At 37.5% G+C, this 17,561-nt stretch carries 27 protein-coding genes; 8 read left to right on the forward strand and 19 right to left on the reverse strand.

Features of this window, described 5'->3' with window-relative positions:
* The 11 genes from F948_RS04440 to F948_RS04490 form a co-directional block, all read right to left on the reverse strand.
* On the reverse strand, positions 1-198 hold the full coding sequence (locus F948_RS04440) for a hypothetical protein (protein WP_004960409.1): 198 nt from the start codon (positions 196-198) through the stop codon (positions 1-3).
* A gap of 11 nt (positions 199-209) precedes the next feature.
* A complete protein-coding gene (locus F948_RS04445; RefSeq protein WP_004960413.1) occupies positions 210-563 on the reverse strand; it encodes a single-stranded DNA-binding protein in 354 nt (117 codons plus the stop codon).
* The gene (locus F948_RS04450; RefSeq protein WP_004960417.1) at positions 560-940 is read right to left on the reverse strand and encodes a hypothetical protein; all 381 of its coding nucleotides are present in this window, start codon (positions 938-940) and stop codon (positions 560-562) included. Before F948_RS04450 ends, F948_RS04445 begins: the two co-directional genes overlap by 4 nt.
* Positions 937-1,278 (reverse strand): hypothetical protein, encoded by a 342-nt coding sequence (locus tag F948_RS04455; protein WP_004960421.1) that lies wholly within the window; start codon positions 1,276-1,278, stop codon positions 937-939. The genes F948_RS04450 and F948_RS04455 overlap by 4 nt, the downstream gene beginning before the upstream one ends.
* Positions 1,279-1,281: 3 nt before the next feature.
* Positions 1,282-1,785 carry a hypothetical protein gene (locus F948_RS04460; RefSeq protein ID WP_004960424.1) on the reverse strand — a complete coding sequence of 168 codons (504 nt, stop codon included), beginning with the start codon at positions 1,783-1,785 and terminating at the stop codon, positions 1,282-1,284.
* A gap of 15 nt (positions 1,786-1,800) precedes the next feature.
* Positions 1,801-2,046 carry a hypothetical protein gene (locus F948_RS04465; protein WP_004960427.1) on the reverse strand — a complete coding sequence of 82 codons (246 nt, stop codon included), beginning with the start codon at positions 2,044-2,046 and terminating at the stop codon, positions 1,801-1,803.
* A gap of 66 nt (positions 2,047-2,112) precedes the next feature.
* Positions 2,113-2,718, reverse strand: coding sequence for a hypothetical protein (locus tag F948_RS04470; RefSeq protein ID WP_004960430.1), 606 nt, complete (start codon positions 2,716-2,718; stop codon positions 2,113-2,115).
* Positions 2,719-2,745: 27 nt separating this feature from the next.
* A complete protein-coding gene (locus F948_RS04475) occupies positions 2,746-5,463 on the reverse strand; it encodes a toprim domain-containing protein (protein ID WP_004960438.1) in 2,718 nt (905 codons plus the stop codon).
* A gap of 7 nt (positions 5,464-5,470) precedes the next feature.
* Positions 5,471-5,653, reverse strand: a complete 183-nt coding sequence (locus tag F948_RS04480; RefSeq protein WP_004960441.1) for a hypothetical protein — start codon at positions 5,651-5,653, stop codon at positions 5,471-5,473.
* 2 nt (positions 5,654-5,655) lie between these two features.
* Positions 5,656-5,883, reverse strand: a complete 228-nt coding sequence (locus F948_RS04485) for a hypothetical protein (protein WP_004960446.1) — start codon at positions 5,881-5,883, stop codon at positions 5,656-5,658.
* A gap of 4 nt (positions 5,884-5,887) precedes the next feature.
* A complete protein-coding gene (locus F948_RS04490) occupies positions 5,888-6,076 on the reverse strand; it encodes a hypothetical protein (RefSeq protein ID WP_004960447.1) in 189 nt (62 codons plus the stop codon).
* Positions 6,077-6,159: 83 nt separating this feature from the next.
* On the opposite strand from F948_RS04490, the gene F948_RS04495 reads away from it, so the two are divergent.
* Together F948_RS04495 and F948_RS04500 are read left to right on the forward strand one after the other, a co-directional pair.
* Entirely contained in the window at positions 6,160-6,507 is a 348-nt protein-coding gene (locus tag F948_RS04495; protein WP_004960448.1) for a hypothetical protein, read from the forward strand.
* A gap of 12 nt (positions 6,508-6,519) precedes the next feature.
* Positions 6,520-6,762: a hypothetical protein gene (locus F948_RS04500; RefSeq protein WP_004960451.1), complete on the forward strand. Its 243-nt coding sequence runs from the start codon at positions 6,520-6,522 to the stop codon at positions 6,760-6,762.
* A 34-nt stretch (positions 6,763-6,796) separates the two neighbouring features.
* Here the strand turns inward: F948_RS04500 and F948_RS04505 are convergent, their stop codons facing one another.
* Positions 6,797-7,348, reverse strand: a complete 552-nt coding sequence (locus tag F948_RS04505; protein ID WP_004960454.1) for a hypothetical protein — start codon at positions 7,346-7,348, stop codon at positions 6,797-6,799.
* A 509-nt stretch (positions 7,349-7,857) separates the two neighbouring features.
* Between F948_RS04505 and F948_RS04510 the strand changes: the two genes are divergently transcribed.
* From F948_RS04510 to F948_RS04520, 3 genes are all read left to right on the forward strand, one after another.
* Positions 7,858-8,505, forward strand: a complete 648-nt coding sequence (locus F948_RS04510) for a DarT ssDNA thymidine ADP-ribosyltransferase family protein (protein ID WP_004960458.1) — start codon at positions 7,858-7,860, stop codon at positions 8,503-8,505.
* Between the two features lie 12 nt (positions 8,506-8,517).
* Positions 8,518-9,231, forward strand: a complete 714-nt coding sequence (locus F948_RS04515; protein WP_004960461.1) for a DarT1-associated NADAR antitoxin family protein — start codon at positions 8,518-8,520, stop codon at positions 9,229-9,231.
* A gap of 146 nt (positions 9,232-9,377) precedes the next feature.
* Complete coding sequence (locus F948_RS04520) at positions 9,378-10,430, forward strand: HNH endonuclease (protein ID WP_004960464.1); 1,053 nt, start codon at positions 9,378-9,380, stop codon at positions 10,428-10,430.
* Between the two features lie 49 nt (positions 10,431-10,479).
* Here F948_RS04520 and F948_RS04525 read toward each other — a convergent pair whose 3' ends face one another.
* Together F948_RS04525 and F948_RS15950 are read right to left on the reverse strand one after the other, a co-directional pair.
* Complete coding sequence (locus F948_RS04525; RefSeq protein WP_004960467.1) at positions 10,480-10,842, reverse strand: hypothetical protein; 363 nt, start codon at positions 10,840-10,842, stop codon at positions 10,480-10,482.
* A complete protein-coding gene (locus tag F948_RS15950) occupies positions 10,839-11,135 on the reverse strand; it encodes an Ogr/Delta-like zinc finger protein (RefSeq protein ID WP_080592507.1) in 297 nt (98 codons plus the stop codon). The genes F948_RS04525 and F948_RS15950 overlap by 4 nt, the downstream gene beginning before the upstream one ends.
* A 111-nt stretch (positions 11,136-11,246) precedes the next feature.
* Between F948_RS15950 and F948_RS16850 the strand changes: the two genes are divergently transcribed.
* The 3 genes from F948_RS16850 to F948_RS04535 are packed head-to-tail and all read left to right on the forward strand — an operon-like array spanning position 11,247 to position 12,446.
* A complete protein-coding gene (locus F948_RS16850) occupies positions 11,247-11,453 on the forward strand; it encodes a Com family DNA-binding transcriptional regulator (RefSeq protein WP_080592508.1) in 207 nt (68 codons plus the stop codon).
* On the forward strand, positions 11,413-12,225 hold the full coding sequence (locus F948_RS04530) for a DNA adenine methylase (protein ID WP_004960474.1): 813 nt from the start codon (positions 11,413-11,415) through the stop codon (positions 12,223-12,225). Before F948_RS16850 ends, F948_RS04530 begins: the two co-directional genes overlap by 41 nt.
* Positions 12,226-12,257: 32 nt before the next feature.
* Positions 12,258-12,446: a hypothetical protein gene (locus tag F948_RS04535; protein ID WP_004960477.1), complete on the forward strand. Its 189-nt coding sequence runs from the start codon at positions 12,258-12,260 to the stop codon at positions 12,444-12,446.
* Here the strand turns inward: F948_RS04535 and F948_RS04540 are convergent.
* Genes F948_RS04540 through F948_RS04555 form a run of 5 tightly spaced genes read right to left on the reverse strand, consistent with a single transcriptional unit; the run spans position 12,440 to position 17,531 of the window.
* Positions 12,440-13,699, reverse strand: coding sequence for a contractile injection system protein, VgrG/Pvc8 family (locus F948_RS04540; protein WP_004960479.1), 1,260 nt, complete (start codon positions 13,697-13,699; stop codon positions 12,440-12,442). The two genes, F948_RS04535 and F948_RS04540, sit on opposite strands and share 7 nt — an antisense overlap.
* Complete coding sequence (locus tag F948_RS04545) at positions 13,696-14,121, reverse strand: phage tail protein (protein WP_004960481.1); 426 nt, start codon at positions 14,119-14,121, stop codon at positions 13,696-13,698. The genes F948_RS04540 and F948_RS04545 overlap by 4 nt, the downstream gene beginning before the upstream one ends.
* Before the next feature lies 1 nt (position 14,122).
* A complete protein-coding gene (locus F948_RS04550) occupies positions 14,123-17,062 on the reverse strand; it encodes a phage tail tape measure protein (RefSeq protein ID WP_004960482.1) in 2,940 nt (979 codons plus the stop codon).
* Complete coding sequence (locus F948_RS15960; protein WP_100222373.1) at positions 17,059-17,220, reverse strand: GpE family phage tail protein; 162 nt, start codon at positions 17,218-17,220, stop codon at positions 17,059-17,061. Before F948_RS15960 ends, F948_RS04550 begins: the two co-directional genes overlap by 4 nt.
* Positions 17,187-17,531, reverse strand: coding sequence for a phage tail assembly protein (locus F948_RS04555; RefSeq protein WP_004960484.1), 345 nt, complete (start codon positions 17,529-17,531; stop codon positions 17,187-17,189). The genes F948_RS15960 and F948_RS04555 overlap by 34 nt, the downstream gene beginning before the upstream one ends.
* Positions 17,532-17,561 lie beyond the last annotated feature (30 nt).

Consider the following 17,561-nt stretch of genomic DNA (forward strand, 5'->3'; position numbering starts at 1 on the left):
TCATTCCATCCATCTAACACAATTGTTGGTAGAACATTCGGCTGCAATATGACCATTATGAGCACTGATTTGATATCGCATCGTTCCAATAGAACAAATAGGACATTCAATTTCACTTTGAAAGGTTAATTGAGGTTTACCATTACCATGTTTGTCAGTAATCGCCTGACGTGCGGTCGCAATATTCTGAAAATCCATCTTTATTATCCTTAAACTGGGTTTGCAATTGGCTGTGTATCGAGCATTTGCATTTGGCTGACTTTTACTTCAGTCACATACCGTTCAATTCGCTTTTCATCTGTGTACTTGCGTGTATGAAGTGAGCCTTCGATATATACCTTTGCACCTTTGGCAAGGTATTGAACCGCGATCTCACCTAAACGGCCATAAGCAACAATTCGATGCCACTCGGTATTTTCACGCCACTCACCTGAACGCTGGTCTTGCCAGCGTTCAGATGTCGCTATAGAAAATTGTGCATAAGAACCGCCATTCGGAAAGTTTTTAGATTGAGGGTTCGCTCCAAGTGAGCCGACCAAGATAACTTTGTTTACGCCTCTCATAACTCCCCCTTCGTCTGTAAATATTTAATTTTGGTATGAACGCAATTTGTATCCCGATCTAGTACTTCAGCTATGTAAGGGACTTTGAAATTTTCCTGAAGCATGGCTTTTAAAACTTCTACTTCGCAGTCCCACCACTTGCCACGCGTTCGTCGAAACTTGCTCTTTGGCCGTCCACCTTTACAACGTAATAATTTAACTCTTTTTCTGACACGTTCGATCGGACAATCTAAAACATCTGCTATTTCACCCAGTGGTTTGCGATCCTTCAGCATACTTTCCAATACATTTATTTCGCTTTGCCACCAATGCCCATGTGTCGTAAATACTGTTATTGGATGACCAAACTTTACATGTTTTGAGACTGCTACATTCATGCTGTATCTCCTTCACCATCAACTTTTAAAAAGCTTTCTGGTTCAATATCGATTTCCTTATCTAAATCTTCATCCCAAATAAAAAGGTCTCCTTTACAGCATGGGGATACATACATCATTTGACCGCTTTCGGTAACTTCACCTGTTTGGTTATTGATAACCCTTTGATAAATTGAGTTGAAATGTAAAGGTTTAATTGGTTGTCCTGAACCACACGTTGCACAATTCCAACTTTGATTCTCAGTAAGCGTTGGTAGGGTAAATAAAGGATGCTCTGCAACTGCCGAAGGTAGTTTACGATCACAAATGTCGTCATAATCTTCAAATTCATCAAACATTATTTATCCCTCCAAGCCTTGTTCTTTACGAGCTTTTAATTCTTCTTCCTTGTGCAAATCCTCTGCTCTTTTTACTGCAATATCCGCAGCATCAATCATGTTTTTGGCTAAGATCCATTGCTGGCGAAATGCACCACCCAAACTGTTTGAACGGTATTTACCATCTTGATCAAACTTGAAGTTATAAGGAATTCGAATGGAAATAAGGATAAGAAATTCCAGATCATCACAAGCACGGTAAAAATCTTGAATTACATCGCCTGCATATTCACTTATATCGTCTTCTACCTTGATCCATGCAAGTGTTGACTCAAGAGCTGGACACTGTTTTAAAAGGGATTTACTAGTCCAATCTTCATAAGCATCATCAAGAAAATCGGCAAACTGATCAGATACATTATGAGAGTCGGATGCAGTAAGGCTTGGTATGTGCAAGATATTTTCAAAAGTGACGTTTGAATTGAACATTTCTTCGATCAAGTTTCTAGGAAATTTATTGTTTTGCATGATTCAATTCTCCAGTTAAATTTTTGATAAAACTTTGCCCGTCACACGTAGCATTTCTACTGTGACACCCAATTTTTCGGCAAAAGTTGCTTGGTTCTTTCGATCAAGAAAATTACACGCCCATTCCAAAGATTCACCTTTACTATGGTGATCAAGAAATTGTTGGGTCTTATCAGCGATGTAAGGTGCATCCATACCATTTTCTGTAAATGTTTCAACGATTAGGTGTGCTACATAATTTAAGTTAGAATCATTTTGCATAATTGCTCTCCAGTGGTTGTGTGACACATACAAAAGTGGCCGCTTTTGTATGTGTGCCTATAAAAATTAGAAAAATGAACGAGAACTTTCAGATCCAGACTTCGCTGCTCTTAACAGTGCTTTGAGTAAAAGCATTTGAGCCAGAGCATCTGCCAAATCTCCAGTTCTTTCACCGTTGTTGGATTTTGCTTTAGGGAATTCAGGCAAATTCAATAAACTGTAGAAATCATCTGTATATGCCCATTGATGAATATGGTTTTCTTTTAAATCGCCTTTAGGTGTATGCCATTCTTTGCATTTATTGCAGTACTCAACATCTGACATAACTTGTTTATCTTTAAAGATCACAACGATTGAACGACCATGTTCAGGTAGATTCGAAGCTTCTGAGAAAATTGAATCCATTTTTGGATGTGCTGGAATTGCTTCAATTTGAACATTAAATTGTTCTGCTTTTGATTCATTTAAAATGTGTTTGGCAAAGTTATAAACGCTGTCCAAAATTGAACCAGAATTAGAGCCCACTCCTACTGGATAACCCATTTTGTTTAGAAGATCTTCTCGTTGAATATCTCTCCCTTCCAAACGTTTAGATAGCCAATTCGCAACATCTTCCGAGATAGGCAATGAAGCTTGCAGAAATCCTGGTGTTGAAATATTTAATTTATACATAGTGGTTTCCTCTATTTAAAAATGGGATTAGTCCCGTGATGACACTGGTTTTTCAAAGATCCAACAACGTTTTGTTGAGTTGGTGATTTTGCTTTGAATGGCTTTATTCGCCTCAACAAAGCGGTAATGAAGACTGTGTCTAAGCGCAGTCTGCAATTCGTTTACTTCAGGTAATGAATATCGATAATCTGCTGCGACTTTGTATAAATGGGCAAAGTTGATGGCGAAAATATCTGATTTGGCTGAGTGGTTCACCACGCTGTCATGGTGCTCAACCTTTCTGATTGAATCTTCCATTTCTTCAATGGTGTTCCAGAAGTTCTGGACAATGATCGAATCTGACTTGATAACCTTGTCCCGTGTCTGAGCCATTGCGATAAATTCGGCATGGACTTGCTTTTGGATCTCTAATGGAACCTCGCATACATGCTTGCAAAGGGCATCAAATAACGACATGAATTGGGCATGGTTTTGAACCACACGTGAACTGCGGATGTTGTGTTGTTCCTGGTGCAAAATCGCATCATATTTTTCAAAGCCAAGCTTGTAGGCTTCTAAAATCGCTGCTTCCTTTGATAAACACTGCAGTATGAATTGACTAACATCTTCTGGCTCATATTTATCGAGTCGACGAGACGCATATAGACTGTTTTTAGTGAGTTGGCTCTTCCAAAACTTGGTATGAACGATACGTTCCATGATGGGTGTAGTGGAAACAACTTCAGCATTTTGGCTGATAACAATTGTGCCCATGAATGGTGGCTCGTATGTTTCGTTACCACCCGTTTTCATCCCCTGTGCACCTAGCGATCCACCATCAAATAATGTTTTGAGGGAATCCCAATCGAACTGCTTAATTGTACCTTTCTCATTTTCTCGTTCTGATTCAATCAATACGACTGGCAAATTTGAAACTTGTCTGAAGGTACGAATTAAGCCTGATTTGGTGGATTTAACTGGATCGACACCTTCGTATTTGATACGACCAAACAACTTCCATAAAAATAAAAGCAGAGTCGATTTACCTGTACCAGGTTCTCCGACGACTTCAAAGAAAGGAAAGGATTTGTGCATTTTGCGGATCTGTTGGGCGTATAAGCTGCCAAAAAATGCCGTTAATGTAATGAGTCCCCTAACGCTATACGCATCTATAAAGTCATTAATCCATTGTTTTTTATAATCTGTTAATTTCGGATTGATTTCTAAAACAAAAGGAGCTTTACACTTTAAGTTAGTTTTGTTTGGGAGTTCAAAGTAGTCCTCTTTGTTTAGTTTGAACTGCTTACTTGATTGGTAGGCTAATTCACCCAGAACATAGGCTTTTTGGTCGGCATGGTAGCCAATGTAATTGATCAATTGAACGCGCTTAATATCGGTCAGCTCACGCTCTAAAAAGGCATCAAGTTGATTGCTATTCCCTTTATAAAATTTACCTGGTGCAATGTGTAAAAGACGTTTCTTAAACTCTGAAGCTGATGAGATGTGCCCTGCACTAAATGTGTTTTTAATGGTCTTAGCACCGCGAGGAAAATCGATCTGGAAGTAATAGTCAGCTTCGTCTATTTCTGCCATGTATTGGTAATACAATCCACGCGGTCGACAATCCATAATTAACTTCGCTTCAGCTGCTGCCAAAATTGCTGCGTCTCGACGTTCTTCTATTGCTTTGTCTTTTTCTTCTTGTGCCCAATCTTGATTGTCTTTGTCTTCAAAATTGATGCCTTTCATATAGTCATCGTATTTGTCCATATCGAGTTTGAACCAATACACTTGATTGTTAAAATCAAAAGGAAATGATTTAGTTCCTTTGTGCTTGTAGATAAGTATGCCTTTATCCACAGCTTTCTCTGCTACAAGCAACGATCCGTAATACTTATAAGTTTCTAAATAGCCGAATGTAAGTCGGTCTTGTTTATATAGATCATTCCAATCTGTCTTTTTACGTCCACCAGGAGGTAATGCAACATCACATTCCCATCCATCAGCTTTAGCACGTTCTAAATTCTTGAATATTCCATCATGGCCAGCTGGATCGTTATCAAATGCCCAAACAAGTTTGGGTCTTGGTTTTCCTTCTGCATCACACTTGCTGGCTAATATGCCAAGAAATATGGCTGGATAATTATTGCAGCTTAATGCTGAAAAGCTGGTGATGTCAGAAAGCCACAAAGCAATAGTGTCGAAGATACCTTCTGTAATCCAAATTTCTTTTGAATCAATATAGTTGGTATTTGGAGTCGTCCACGCGTGATTTTCCGATTTCCACCCATATTTGAAGGTCGTTTTTTGCAGAACGCCATGATCATCCAATATGCGTTGCCACCAACCTTCATTTCCTTCTTGATCAGTAATAGGAAAACGTAAGGTGACAGAACTAAGATCATGCTCAGGACTTTTGTAATATTCTTGAGAAAAAGTAAGTCCAGATAGTTTCTCAAGTGGGAAACCTCGACCTTCAACTAAATAGGCATTAACAGTTTTGTTTGGATCTTCTTGAGTGGGTTTAAAACGTTTCTCCCACTTTTCGAAAATGTCGGGATAAAGATCTCGAATTGAGATCTCTTTTCCACATTCATTTTTACGTGGGCAGAATACGACCCATGGTGCTTCAGCATGTGCCCAAGCTGAACGCTCTTTATGATTGCATTCAGGACAGCGACCGCCTCGTAATTTACCGTTTTTGACTTTAAAACCGTAGTCGTTATACAACCGATCTACAATCAAGGTTTGAGTTTCTGGATACATATTTATTCTACAAGTGGCGTTTCTTTTTAACGATTTCTCGTCCTGCTAAAGTTAGTAGCTTTTCCTGAAGCCTTTGCCTAATAAGGAATTCAAGCGTTTCTTGTATATTATTGAGTCCTAATTCGACTCGGGCTTCCTCAATGATTTCTAACTCTTGATCGCTAAGAGTTACGATTTGTCTGGTCGGCATTTTCAGCTCCCTTGGAGGTGCTCAGATGCGCCTTTATTCATTATTTTTTCTAAGCTAAAATCGCTCACATCATCAGCAATAAGAATCGCAAGTGCTTGCTTTAGTGCAAGGTTTCTAAGCATTGCTCCAGTATGTTCACCAGTCATACGGTTTACGATCGTGAATAAAGCTGCTTCGTCATCTGTTAAGTTGACATTGAATCGGTTGCCTCGTTTTTGCTTATAACTCATGTATCTATGCCTCTTGTGCTTTGCCTGCGTTGTAACGTTCTCCAGCAATACTGGATTTACTGCGGTTTGTAGCCTTTGCCAACTGATCGATTTCATTGAATTCGCTAAGTGGCATGTAAATAATCACGCTTTTTCGTGGTTCATCTAACTTAGGGGCACGGGTACTGTGTCGGGGTGTTTTTTCTGTGCTCATACGGTATCCTAGGACATAGTGATTTGCTATGAATCACTATAGCACATAATTTTTACCTTTAAACATAAAAAGGAAATATTTTTATGCCTGATATCGACCCGAATATTTCAGCGGATATTGCGATACGTTTTAAAGAGGAGCTAGAACGGAAAAATCTAAAGGCTAAGCCTCTGTCAAAAGAAATTGGTGCTAGTGAGAATACGTTAGGCGCTTATGTACGTGGAAATGTGCCTGATCAATGGGCTTATCTACATAATCTTCATAAGAATGGCGTAGACATCCGTTACGTGCTTTTAGGTATAGATCCTGACTATGCTGGTCTCACCAGTGAAGAAAGTTTGTTATTAAAGGCCTATCGTCAATTATCACCTGAAGGTCAAAATGCATTGTTAGGGTTAGGCAAAGCTTATGCAAAGGATTTAGAGAAATAGCGTTGAATCGAAATGTTGAAGCCTGATAAATTTATTATTCAGATTCAAAATGAAATTGAGTCCAAGTACGTACAAGAAATTTTATTTAAATTAGAATGCTATTGGATCAATAAAATAAGACCTGATTTTATAGATAAGCGATTGAAATATATATTGGTTATAGGATATACCATCCAAATTATTGAAGATGATAAATTTGAAGAATACCAGGATATTTTAAAGATCAATTTTGAACAACTTGACTCCCTGACTTAGTTGAAAAAGCCTCCAATATTGGAGGCTTTTTTATTTATTCAGTATCTTCTACATAGTCTTGGACGACTGCCAATTTCTGCTCAAGATCCTGTAGGAGGTAAATCAAATCATTATTGTTGTATATGACATCCTTATTTCCAGTAGAAGCTTCAAGCGACTTTCTCCACACTCGTAGTGTACCGAGTGAGCTATCAATATTTAATGATGCATCTGCATAAGTCGTTTTCATTTCGTCTAACCTATCAATCTGATTTAATTGGAATTCCCATACGGTGACTTCCTGATTATTCCAAATTGGACTTTTAATCGACTTTTCACCCATAAATTGAGGATAAATCAAATTTTCAAATGCATTTTTTAGTTCATTGATATCAAGTGTTTTTAGGTTTAACTCTCTGGCCAAGTCATTTATTTGATCTGGGCATATACCTAAAAATCCCTTGGTTCGTACATGATTGATTTTAACCGACAAATATACGGATCTGTCTATAATTTCAAAGAATAACACACAGATTCCGACTAGCTCACTGTGTTTAGACTGAACTCTAGGGGCTATGGGTACGTATGGAATTAATTCTGTATTCATGATTTATCGCCCTCCAAAAATGAATAATGAAACCGTAAACATGACCGTACACAAGGCAGCGAGTCCATCAAAAATGTTTTTTCGGAAATGGGCGAATTTAAGTTGTTTCTGGCGTTTTTTGTAGTCTTGCCAATTATAGATAGGCGTGTGCTCGATCGCATGAATTGATTTTTTCATGATATTTACTCTTGGTAAGTTTAAAACCTACCGCCATCACTTTCCTAGGGTAATGGTGGTAGACCGAACAAGGCTAGGAAAACCGTACCAAGAGAAACGGCCAGCGCGAAGCTGCCCCGCCCGATCTACCATAACGAGTATAGCCGATCAGACTTTTTAGGCAAAAAAAAGCCGCTACGAGCGGGTATTTTCTGCTCTCTTGGTGAGTTTTCAGGTTTCCTAGGCCTGACGCAGATTTTGCTGCGTTCTTACATCTTGCCGATAGTGAGTCATTATGTCAATATAATGATTCAGTATTTTTGAATGTAAAATTTTTAAAAGGTATGAAATAAATGCCAACCCCACAAGAAATCACGGCAATACAACAAATTGTTATCGAAAAAACTATACCTTATATTGTTCATTTCACGAGAGTTGATAATTTACCTTCAATTTTAACTCATGGAATTTATCCTCCTAATAGTTTTCCACTTATAAATAACCAAGCATTAATTACTGATCCATTAAGACTTGATAACAAACGTGATTACTCTTGTTTTAGTATTGCTTTCCCTAATCATCGAATGTTTTTTAGGGTAAGAAATAATATTCAAGGAGACTGGGTACTATTAAGATTAAGCAGACAAATTTTATGGGATTTTGATTGTCTATTTTATCCGATAAATGCTGCAGATAACTTTGTGCGCTTCAGAGATATAAATGAATTTAAAGGTAGTACAGCACTAAGAAATTTGTTTCTGAATACTGAAGATAATCCTAGAGAGCCTTTTTTACACGCTTGTGATCCTACCAACGATCAATCAGAAGTAATGGTTCCAGGAATAATTAACTCGAATTATATTGAAGATATTATTTTTGATTCTCAACAAGTAGCACAAGACTTTATAAATAAAGTTCCAAATCATGGTAAAAATCTTTATTACTGCCCTCCTAATCAAAAATTTTATACCACTAGAAAAGCTTGTAGATACGGTTATTAAAAGGCAATAGTTATGGCATCTAGACCAATATTTGTACCAGAATATTCAAAGAACTTCCTTGTAAATAAGATAAATATAGATTTTACATATTTTTCAGGTTTTGCAATAAGTCAGAAACAAAAATCTATTGACTCTTTGCATGATGCTATTAAAGAAAATTTAGGGTTCAAACATATTTTAGAGGTATCTAGTAAATCCAAAGATAAATTAGGTATTGATCTAAGTGCTTTTAACTTAATGATGCAAGACTCAAAAACTGGTAAAAGTTTTAGTGTCGAATGTGCATTCCAAAGTAGCAAAGTTTTTGAAAATGGAGGTCCATATCAAGATTTACTATCTGTGACGTCACGTGAGGCAAAAAAAGACCAAAGAATTAAAGAATCAGGTGATCTTATAGAGTTTAGATTTTATCATACAGTTTGGGATACTTTACCTAGAACAGCATTTTATGATTGGCTCTACGTTAATGCTCTAAATGCAAATATTCAATATCATGAAGAATTGGATAAATATGAAGCATTTACAGATATTGAGTTTAATCCAGAAAAATCTATAAACTGTCAAGCTCATGCGATTGCTATATTTATGTCTTTGAAGCATAGAGGTCTATTGAACCAAATTAAAAATCAGGATAGCTTTTTGAAACTATATGGTGAATTTATGAACAATAAAAAAATTCCAACTATTGATGATAAGAGCCAAATGAAAATTGATTGGAAGCTCTAAATATTAAATTTCTAACTTTAATAATATTAATTATCAACTAAAAAATTAAATAGATTTTAGATTTAGATATTTGTTGAATTATTTAACCGATTTTTCTTAATTAAATTTTTGGACAATCTATGTGTCAGCATACAGTAGAGTGATAAATGAAATATTCACATATATCATCTTATAAAATAGACAGTTTAATCATAAATTTACACATATGGAATCAGGAGCGTGTTCGCTCAATATTCCGAATTTACCATAAGAGTAAAGAATACAAAACTTTGTTCGATTATGATAGTTTCAAAAATTTAGTTGAAGAAAAAAACTTATACGGAATAGAGAATAAAGACAGCGAAATTTGTATATTTTGTCATAAAGAGCCATCTCAAACTACTTTCAATAAACTACCGCATGTTATCCCTTATTTAATAGGTAATAAATATTTGTTACATCATGGAGAATGCGATGAATGTAATGATTTTTTTGGTAGGAATTTAGAGTGTGAACTTGATAAGTATTTAAAACCATATCGAACTTTAAACCGACAAACCAATAGAAGAGGTAATTCAATTAGCAATGAATGGAGGTCTAATAGAAGTTTTAAATATGATAAAGAGAGTGATAAATATATATTAGAACTGAGTGAGGAAGATATTCAATTTAATCATGCAAGTAAACACGTCACATTTAAGTTAAATCAAAATAAGTATATTCCTGTGCTTGTTTATAAAGCATTTATGAAGATATTTTATGGACTTTTACCACGTGAGCGTTTAGGTGAATTTGAATTACTTAGAAAGTGGATTATTCATAGAGAAAGCAACTTCATTCCGTTTTCACCAATGAACGTTATGAAAACTCGGCTTGATGGATTTAGCACTTCAATTTTAGATATTGTAATAATTCATAAAGATGTAACTAATTTACAAGAGTTTAAAGAAAAATTACCGATGAATGAAGATTTGGATTACATAGCACATTTAAGATTCGGAAACATAATCTATGAGTTTCCTATTCTTACTGATTTATCTTTCCAAAAAATGAAAATTTTAAAAAACAATAATTTAAATATTTCATTTAATTTTCCCAATATACCAAAATTAGGTTTTTCCTCTGAAAAGGAAATTATAGATTTTTCGATCGCAAGAAAAATATCTACAACTGAATCACTTTATTTCAGATTCGAGAACTTAACCGAAGAAGAGTTATGATTTAGACCTAATTAGAAAAGAGGTTTAGATGAGCTTAAAATTTTTCATTTTATTCCCAACTTGAACTGGATGAGTCTCCACTTTCATAACTAGATGCTGAAAAATTGCTATAACCTGAGCTATATCCCGAAGACGAAGTACAGCTTGAATGTCCATCCTCACCAATTGGCGTTTGTTCTTGGTGAATTACTTGATGGCATTTTCCTGAATCAGAAGAATCTAAAACTACAGTTTGAAGAATCAAGTGCTCTATTACACGATTATGATCATGTGATGAGGATTTAGACTGAGTGCTCGAGAAGCTGATAGGAATACCATAATTTTGTGTTTTTTGTTTTTTACACTTGCATTTAACTTTGGTTGAAAACCACCAACGTTTTAAGCAGATCGGACACTTAATCGTAAAGCTCATGAGGAATGTTCCTCATCATTGGCTACCTTTAATTGTTGCAGTTGTTTCAAGGTAGGAAGGTATATGGATGAGTTTGGTGTTGCACTTGGTGAAATGGTATGTGTAAGTTCGATATGACCACCACAAGTAAAGCCGCATAATAAATTTGGGCATTGAAGCCATAAAACTTTTAAAAGTGGATGATTTTGTTCGCTAGAGCGTATTCTGAGCTTGGACACTTGGCAATGTGGGCAAAGAATTTGGGGACGTCCATTATTCTTATTGATTTTATTGTAGTCTAGGTTTTGCTGCATGATCCCACCAAAATAACAAATATTTTACCATTGTATATAAAAAGCAATATTATTTGTTCTTTATTCTTTTTTTTTATAGTATTTACTCACTTCTCTGTTTAGTAACATGTTATGCAGTTATTGAAATGTCAGTGTTGCTTAAAATTGCTGGCAAAATCTAAAACATTTAATCAAATAGAGATTAAATGTCCTCGTTGTAAAACATTAAATAACTTCCAGAGCACCAAGAGTGCCTTACCTGAATGCCAAGAGCATCTCAATACACCAGGTAAGATTGATGAATCAAATCACTTCTGTAACACCTCAATACAATCCTAAAGGACGCAGCTTCAGCGGCTGGTTAGGCGGTAAATCTCAACTCGCACGAACAATCATAGAAACCATGCCAGCGCATACAACGTATGTTGAAGTATTTGGCGGTGCAGGTTGGGTATTGTTTAAAAAGACCCCGTCACCTGTTGAAGTCATCAACGATGTTAATGATGACTTAATCAATCTATACAGAGTTCTTAAATATCATTTTGAAGCTTTTCTAGATGAGTTTGAATTTCTACTGATGTCCCGAACTGTTTTTAATGATTTCAAGCAATCCAAGTCGCTTGGTCTAACAGATCTACAGCGTGCATCCCGTTTCTATTACATGCTTCGTGCAGCTTTTGGCTGTCAGTTGGATGGCTCTTTTAGTTACTCAAAAGATCGCGCTGCGCGTTTAAAATTGGGTGATGAATTACGAACGCACCTGGTGGGAATTCATAAACGTTTGCAAAAGGTGACTATCGAAAATTCTAACTATGATTACGTTCTGAAGCGTCTTGATAGCCCTGAAACTTTGTTCTATATCGATCCACCGTACTGGGATTGTGAGAATTTTTATGGCAAAGGGATCTGGTCAAAACAAGATTTTTATTTGCTGAAGGAGCAGCTGGACGACATCAAAGGTAAATTCATTTTAAGCTTAAATGACACGCCTGAAGTACGTGAGTTATTTAAGGATTACAAGATCCAGCATAAAAAGATTCGCTGGTCTGTCAACAATAAAGCAGCGCATGAAGAACATAATGGCAATGAGTTAATTATCACCAACTTTTAACGTAAACTAATCCCTCTACGGAGGGATTTTTTATGGCTGAAGATAAGTTAGAAGAAGGCTGGATTCGTGTGCGATTGTATGATGGTAAAGAGGCTGATCTTCGGTGCCTGAGAGATCAAAAGGGCGTAATTGTTAAGGTTTACGACTATCAAGGTAACGAGTTACAGCATAATACAGGCGCTCGTTTTGTCGTTTGGCGTGGTCTAAGATGGATCTATTGATCTTTTTCATCCAGTAAGGCTTTATATTCACGATCTGCAGCTGTTGTTGCTGTTTGACGGTTCTTATAAAGATAGGTCAAACGCTTTGGTGTTGTTTGATCACCTTTTGTCACTGTTGCCGTGTTATTACCATTTTTGTAATAAGCTAGAATTCCTGTATATCCTCCACGTTCGTTATCGATCAACTCCGACAAACTATCCGCATCAGGTAAATAAACTTCAGCCTCACATTTTGTGGTATATCCGCCACTTTCATTGTATTCATGAATGACTCGCGTGCCGAGCCAAACGATGTCATCAATCAAAGGTTTAAAACCTATAAAGGATATAGGTGATTCAGGAATGAGCTCAGGTCTGCCGTAGGCCAGTGTAAAACTAAAGGTAGCTGACTTACTTTTTATTTTATTAAATTCAGCTTTGGCCACATGCTCCGCTGTTTGTTTATCACGTTGGATATTACGCAGCTCACGTGTGTTTTGATCCGACATCCCTACTGTGACTTTTTGTCTCTTTGCATGGGTATTGTCATAATAATAGACCGTTACTCCAGATACATCATCCGCCCCATCTGTATCTGAATATTGGTGTGAATCCCCTTCTGATCTTGTTATCACAACTTCAGGTAAGAGGTTGCCACTAATAGTTTTGCCTTCGCCCTTAGGCATAAATAATAGGTTGCCATTTTTCACCATCGCAATGGCATCATGCTCGTCGGCAATACGGGTAATCAAATTGGCATCTGATTCGTTTTGATCAATATGGGGTAATTCAATTATCCCTAATGTTTCGTTTACGATTGGATTTAGACCATGCTCGAGCGCGATTGTCTGGATAATATCTGCAATCGTTTTTTTATCGAAACTGCGTTCCTTTTTTTTCTTAAATGCTGTTTTTAGATCCGCAGCTTCGGCACGTAAAGTGAGTATATCGGGTGCACCCTGATGTCCGCGTTCCTTGACGAGATATTTACCTTTATAAACAAGACCGGTATTGCTCCAGCCGATCCAAGCTTCTATCTCCGCACCCTTGGGCGGGATATCTAATAAACCATCATGATCACTCAGTTCAATTTCAATGGAGTCAGTTTCGATGCCACGATTGTCTGTGATTGTTATACGCATCAGCCGATCCTGAATCATGGTTCCAATATCGGTACCATTGACCAGCAAGCGGTAAATTGCATGAGGATAGTTATCATTGAAGCCCTGCTCTACATCTGCGGCAATATTGGTTAGGGTCGATGCAATATTCATAAAATATTACCTAAAACATTTCCAAGAACGTTCCCCACTAAAACCCCTGCAGTTTGATTTTTCTTTAGCTTTAAAGAAAATTCGATTTTGCGTGGCGTACCATCTTTAAAAAAATAGCTTTGGGTTTCTTCAACATTATCAATTAGCCATGATCCATAAATTTTTCCGTTCCCAGCAATCAATGGAAATGATTTACCTGTATCCCCCATTACACGTAAAGCGGTAATCGACATTTGAGATCCAAACTGGGGAACGATAGATCCATCCAAGGTTATCGTGTCTTCACCTTTACCTGTAAATTGATATGCAGGCATGCTACCGACACGAGAGTTGCTGACATGATTCCAACTCGTTGAACGTTGAAGGCTTTGGTAAGTGGCTGTTGGTATTGAAAATACGAACATGCCGAGAATCATCATCATATTAATGTTCCTGGTCTTTGAAGCTGCTGCGAATACGAGCTAACTTTTGACGATCACGACGATCCAGTACGTTCTCAATCATAGCTTGAAGCTGCTGAAGATTTTGTCCTGGTGCTGCCGTAAGTTGGATAGTGATTTGATCACCTTCAATGACAAACTGGCTTGCACTACGTATTGGGGAAATGGCTTGCATCGGTCTAACTTTATTTAACGCTGGAGCGACATCAATTTTTGAAATAGCTTCGCTGGCCCGTGGGTTAAAAATGGTTAATGCATGTTGAAACTTTTCCTTCAGGGCTGGAAATTTTTGATCCAATCCCATCGCAATACCAGTCATGATATGCCCACCTAAACCAGCCATAACACGAGATGGACTTCGAATGACCATGCGCTGCTTTAACCAGTCTGGCATGTAATTGGCAACTTCATTCCATGTTTCTTTAAGTCTTGGGAATTTTGAATTAATGCCGTTAATTAAGCCATCGATGATCATTGAACCAAAACCCGTAAATTTAGAAGGCAAATCAATACCGAACCAACTCAGCACTCCAGCAAATGCCGTATAGAACAATCCCAATGGAGACCAGTTGACAATTAAAGCTGAAATTCCTGAAATGCCACCACTAAAAGCGCTTTTGATTTCTATCCATCGTGCTGTAAACCAACTTCCTACTGGAGCAAATATTGTGGTTAACGATATCCAGGCACTACTAGCTCCAGATTTAACAAATTCCCATGCTGAAGATGCGCTGTTTTTTACTTTATTCCATTGTTCAGCGAACCAAGGACCTATGCTGTCCCAGTTCTTATAGATGAGATAAACGCCAGTTGCGATTGCTGCAATAACTAATAATATGGGATTGGCCAACAAGAAGCGTCCCATTACAAGAGCCATTCGTCCTACAAATAAGAATGCCTGGCCTAAAAGCTGTAATCCAAAAATAGCTGAACGAATGATACCCGTAGCTAATAAGCCAATACCTCGTATCGCAAATATATATAAGCGTCCTGTAGCTAGTAATGCATAGCGAGTAACAGTTAAAAAAGCCGTACCAAGCCATTTAAGCAATGGTAATGATTTTAGAGCCAAAGAACCCATTAACCTAAATGGTGAAACTAAACCTTTGATCATCAAACCAAAGATTGAACCCGTCATCGTGGTTGAAGCCAAAATTAATCTTAAACTCAACATACTTAAAATCAACGGTGAGAACACGACCAATGCACCACCGATGACTAGCATGCTGGCTGCTATACTCAATAAACCAATACCAAGTGCTTTTGCTAAGGTTGGATTTCGCTCCATCCATCCAGTAAAGGTTTGTAAGGCTCCAGTCGCAATCTCAATGGCTTTGGTATAAACAGGTAAAATCGTGGTACCGAACTTTAAATATGCATCATGAAGTTTGGCTTTTGCTTCGAGTTCCTTACCAGCGGTTGTTCCTTTTGCCTGTTCGCTTAATTGATCAATATTATATGCACCTTCATTTAGACGCATGTTTTTATGAATATTCTCTCTTTGATCATACATATTGGAAAATAACATCGATGCCGTTCGGTTCGAGAACATCGCACCTATTGCATCAAGCACTTGACCTCGCTCAGTAATTCCCCTTTCTGCTAAAGATGGAAGTAGGACTTTTTCCATCCAAGCAAACTGGTCTTTTTTAAATAAATCAGCGCCTTTAATGGCACCAATATCTAAATAAGATAAGTCACCTGTTTTATTGTGGCGAACCTTACTTGGGTCTCCAATTAATCCAAATTTTTCAAGATTTTGTGCTGCACGTTGTGTAGTTCTCCCTTGATATAAGTTTTGATACGCTGACATCATGGCAGTACCGACACGAAAACCACCCATTTCTTGAACGAGTGGTTCTAATGTGTAATAAAATGCTTTGTTGTCTGCACCTTTCGCGGCTATACCACCCGTTTTAATTAAATTCAACCATTCTTCGGCTTGGACTCTTCCGCCTGTTGCAGTGATAACTTGTTGAATCATATTCGCTTGTTCGCTAAAAGCTTTTTCACTTTTTAGACCATTTCTCATTTCAATGACTTTTAGCATGTCCATGAATTTTTTTTCATTTTCAGCACCATGTTCATTACCAAACATGGCTTCATTTGCGAATTTCATCTTTGCCAACATCGGTGCAACCATTTTTGCATGGTGTACATCGGCAAAAGCTGTGACACCATCTCGTACAAGGGTTAAGTTATCCAGCGTGCTTGTACCAAAGGTTTTCATAGCATTTGCATAATGCAGAGCCTCTTTTGTCGCTTCTTTGCCCATACCTAAAGACATGATTCTGTTTTGCTCGACATCCACGCGCTTGCTTTCATCTATAGGCTTACGCATAGAATATAAAGCAGCTGCACCTGTCATAGCTGTACCCATGCCATAGCCAGCTACAGAACGCAGATGCCCAGCCTGACGCTCATAATTTCTCTGCATTTGTGTCATACGTTGTAAACGTTGCTCTTGTTCACGCATAGACTGATTGGCTTGATTAAGTTGGGTTCTAAGCCTCTGTTGATGATCTGCCAGTCTATTTGTAGATAATCCCGCATCATTCATCTCTGTACGCATACGCTGAAGCTCAATGCGGTTTCTTTCAAATTCTTGTTTGAGCTTACGTGCCTTAGCTACAGACTTATCAAAATCTCGAGTGAGATCCGCAGATGGATTTGTTTTCATCTGCTGACGTAAGTTCTTTATATGATTTTGGAGGTCTTGAAGGGCTTTAGCCTGGTCTTGAACGGCCTTTTTTTGTTTCTGATAACCGTCAATTTTTTTTTGTTGTTCGTTCAGAGAACGGATTTCATCTTTGGTTTTTTTTAAAGCACGACTGGCAGCATTGCTGCTGCCTAGAATCGCTTTAAGGGCTGGACTTAACTTATTTTTCCCTCCGAATAGTACTTCCAATCTTAATTGCTTCATTCAGCATCTGCCCCATTTCTTTCTATTGCTTTTTGATGCCACTCCATCAGTTCACTTAGTGACATTGATTCATATGTCTGTGGAGTCCAGTTGAACACCACAGCGATATTGGCTATTGCGTCTTCTACTGTTGGAGTGCAATTTCCGCACGTACTGATTTCGGTTGCAAAAAAGTAATGATTGCTCCACCCATTTGAATAATGTCAACTGGATCGATGACATTGTTATTGAGCTGGCTTGCTGTAATCGTTGGATTTGTACATAACGGTAATAATGTACAAATGGCATTTACATCACCATTCAGGATGTCAGCGATTCGAACTTTCTTCAGCGCAGGCACAGAAGGTTTACGGACTTCCACTTGTGTAATGGTGGAATCGCCTAATTTATATGGGGTATCAAGAGTAACGACTTCAACATCTGGATTTTGGATGGTTTCTAAGTTTTCGAGTTGTTCTTTGGTTTGCATGGCAAATTCCTTAAATGTAAAAATTAATAA

Origin of the sequence: Acinetobacter junii CIP 64.5 (assembly GCF_000368765.1) — a bacterium.
Lineage (GTDB): Bacteria > Pseudomonadota > Gammaproteobacteria > Pseudomonadales > Moraxellaceae > Acinetobacter > Acinetobacter junii.

Excerpts from the sequence above, each read along its gene's own strand:
- F948_RS04440 (WP_004960409.1), bottom strand. The coding sequence starts at position 198 with ATGGATTTTCAGAATATTGCGACCGCACGTCAGGCGATTACTGACAAA.
- F948_RS04445 (WP_004960413.1), bottom strand. The coding sequence starts at position 563 with ATGAGAGGCGTAAACAAAGTTATCTTGGTCGGCTCACTTGGAGCGAAC.
- F948_RS04450 (WP_004960417.1), bottom strand. The coding sequence starts at position 940 with ATGAATGTAGCAGTCTCAAAACATGTAAAGTTTGGTCATCCAATAACA.
- F948_RS04455 (WP_004960421.1), bottom strand. The coding sequence starts at position 1,278 with ATGTTTGATGAATTTGAAGATTATGACGACATTTGTGATCGTAAACTA.
- F948_RS04460 (WP_004960424.1), bottom strand. The coding sequence starts at position 1,785 with ATGCAAAACAATAAATTTCCTAGAAACTTGATCGAAGAAATGTTCAAT.
- F948_RS04465 (WP_004960427.1), bottom strand. The coding sequence starts at position 2,046 with ATGCAAAATGATTCTAACTTAAATTATGTAGCACACCTAATCGTTGAA.
- F948_RS04470 (WP_004960430.1), bottom strand. The coding sequence starts at position 2,718 with ATGTATAAATTAAATATTTCAACACCAGGATTTCTGCAAGCTTCATTG.
- F948_RS04475 (WP_004960438.1), bottom strand. The coding sequence starts at position 5,463 with ATGTATCCAGAAACTCAAACCTTGATTGTAGATCGGTTGTATAACGAC.
- F948_RS04480 (WP_004960441.1), bottom strand. The coding sequence starts at position 5,653 with ATGCCGACCAGACAAATCGTAACTCTTAGCGATCAAGAGTTAGAAATC.
- F948_RS04485 (WP_004960446.1), bottom strand. The coding sequence starts at position 5,883 with ATGAGTTATAAGCAAAAACGAGGCAACCGATTCAATGTCAACTTAACA.
- F948_RS04490 (WP_004960447.1), bottom strand. The coding sequence starts at position 6,076 with ATGAGCACAGAAAAAACACCCCGACACAGTACCCGTGCCCCTAAGTTA.
- F948_RS04495 (WP_004960448.1), top strand. The coding sequence starts at position 6,160 with ATGCCTGATATCGACCCGAATATTTCAGCGGATATTGCGATACGTTTT.
- F948_RS04500 (WP_004960451.1), top strand. The coding sequence starts at position 6,520 with ATGTTGAAGCCTGATAAATTTATTATTCAGATTCAAAATGAAATTGAG.
- F948_RS04505 (WP_004960454.1), bottom strand. The coding sequence starts at position 7,348 with ATGAATACAGAATTAATTCCATACGTACCCATAGCCCCTAGAGTTCAG.
- F948_RS04510 (WP_004960458.1), top strand. The coding sequence starts at position 7,858 with ATGCCAACCCCACAAGAAATCACGGCAATACAACAAATTGTTATCGAA.
- F948_RS04515 (WP_004960461.1), top strand. The coding sequence starts at position 8,518 with ATGGCATCTAGACCAATATTTGTACCAGAATATTCAAAGAACTTCCTT.
- F948_RS04520 (WP_004960464.1), top strand. The coding sequence starts at position 9,378 with ATGAAATATTCACATATATCATCTTATAAAATAGACAGTTTAATCATA.
- F948_RS04525 (WP_004960467.1), bottom strand. The coding sequence starts at position 10,842 with ATGAGCTTTACGATTAAGTGTCCGATCTGCTTAAAACGTTGGTGGTTT.
- F948_RS15950 (WP_080592507.1), bottom strand. The coding sequence starts at position 11,135 with ATGCAGCAAAACCTAGACTACAATAAAATCAATAAGAATAATGGACGT.
- F948_RS16850 (WP_080592508.1), top strand. The coding sequence starts at position 11,247 with ATGCAGTTATTGAAATGTCAGTGTTGCTTAAAATTGCTGGCAAAATCT.
- F948_RS04530 (WP_004960474.1), top strand. The coding sequence starts at position 11,413 with ATGAATCAAATCACTTCTGTAACACCTCAATACAATCCTAAAGGACGC.
- F948_RS04535 (WP_004960477.1), top strand. The coding sequence starts at position 12,258 with ATGGCTGAAGATAAGTTAGAAGAAGGCTGGATTCGTGTGCGATTGTAT.
- F948_RS04540 (WP_004960479.1), bottom strand. The coding sequence starts at position 13,699 with ATGAATATTGCATCGACCCTAACCAATATTGCCGCAGATGTAGAGCAG.
- F948_RS04545 (WP_004960481.1), bottom strand. The coding sequence starts at position 14,121 with ATGATGATGATTCTCGGCATGTTCGTATTTTCAATACCAACAGCCACT.
- F948_RS04550 (WP_004960482.1), bottom strand. The coding sequence starts at position 17,062 with ATGAAGCAATTAAGATTGGAAGTACTATTCGGAGGGAAAAATAAGTTA.
- F948_RS04555 (WP_004960484.1), bottom strand. The coding sequence starts at position 17,531 with ATGCAAACCAAAGAACAACTCGAAAACTTAGAAACCATCCAAAATCCA.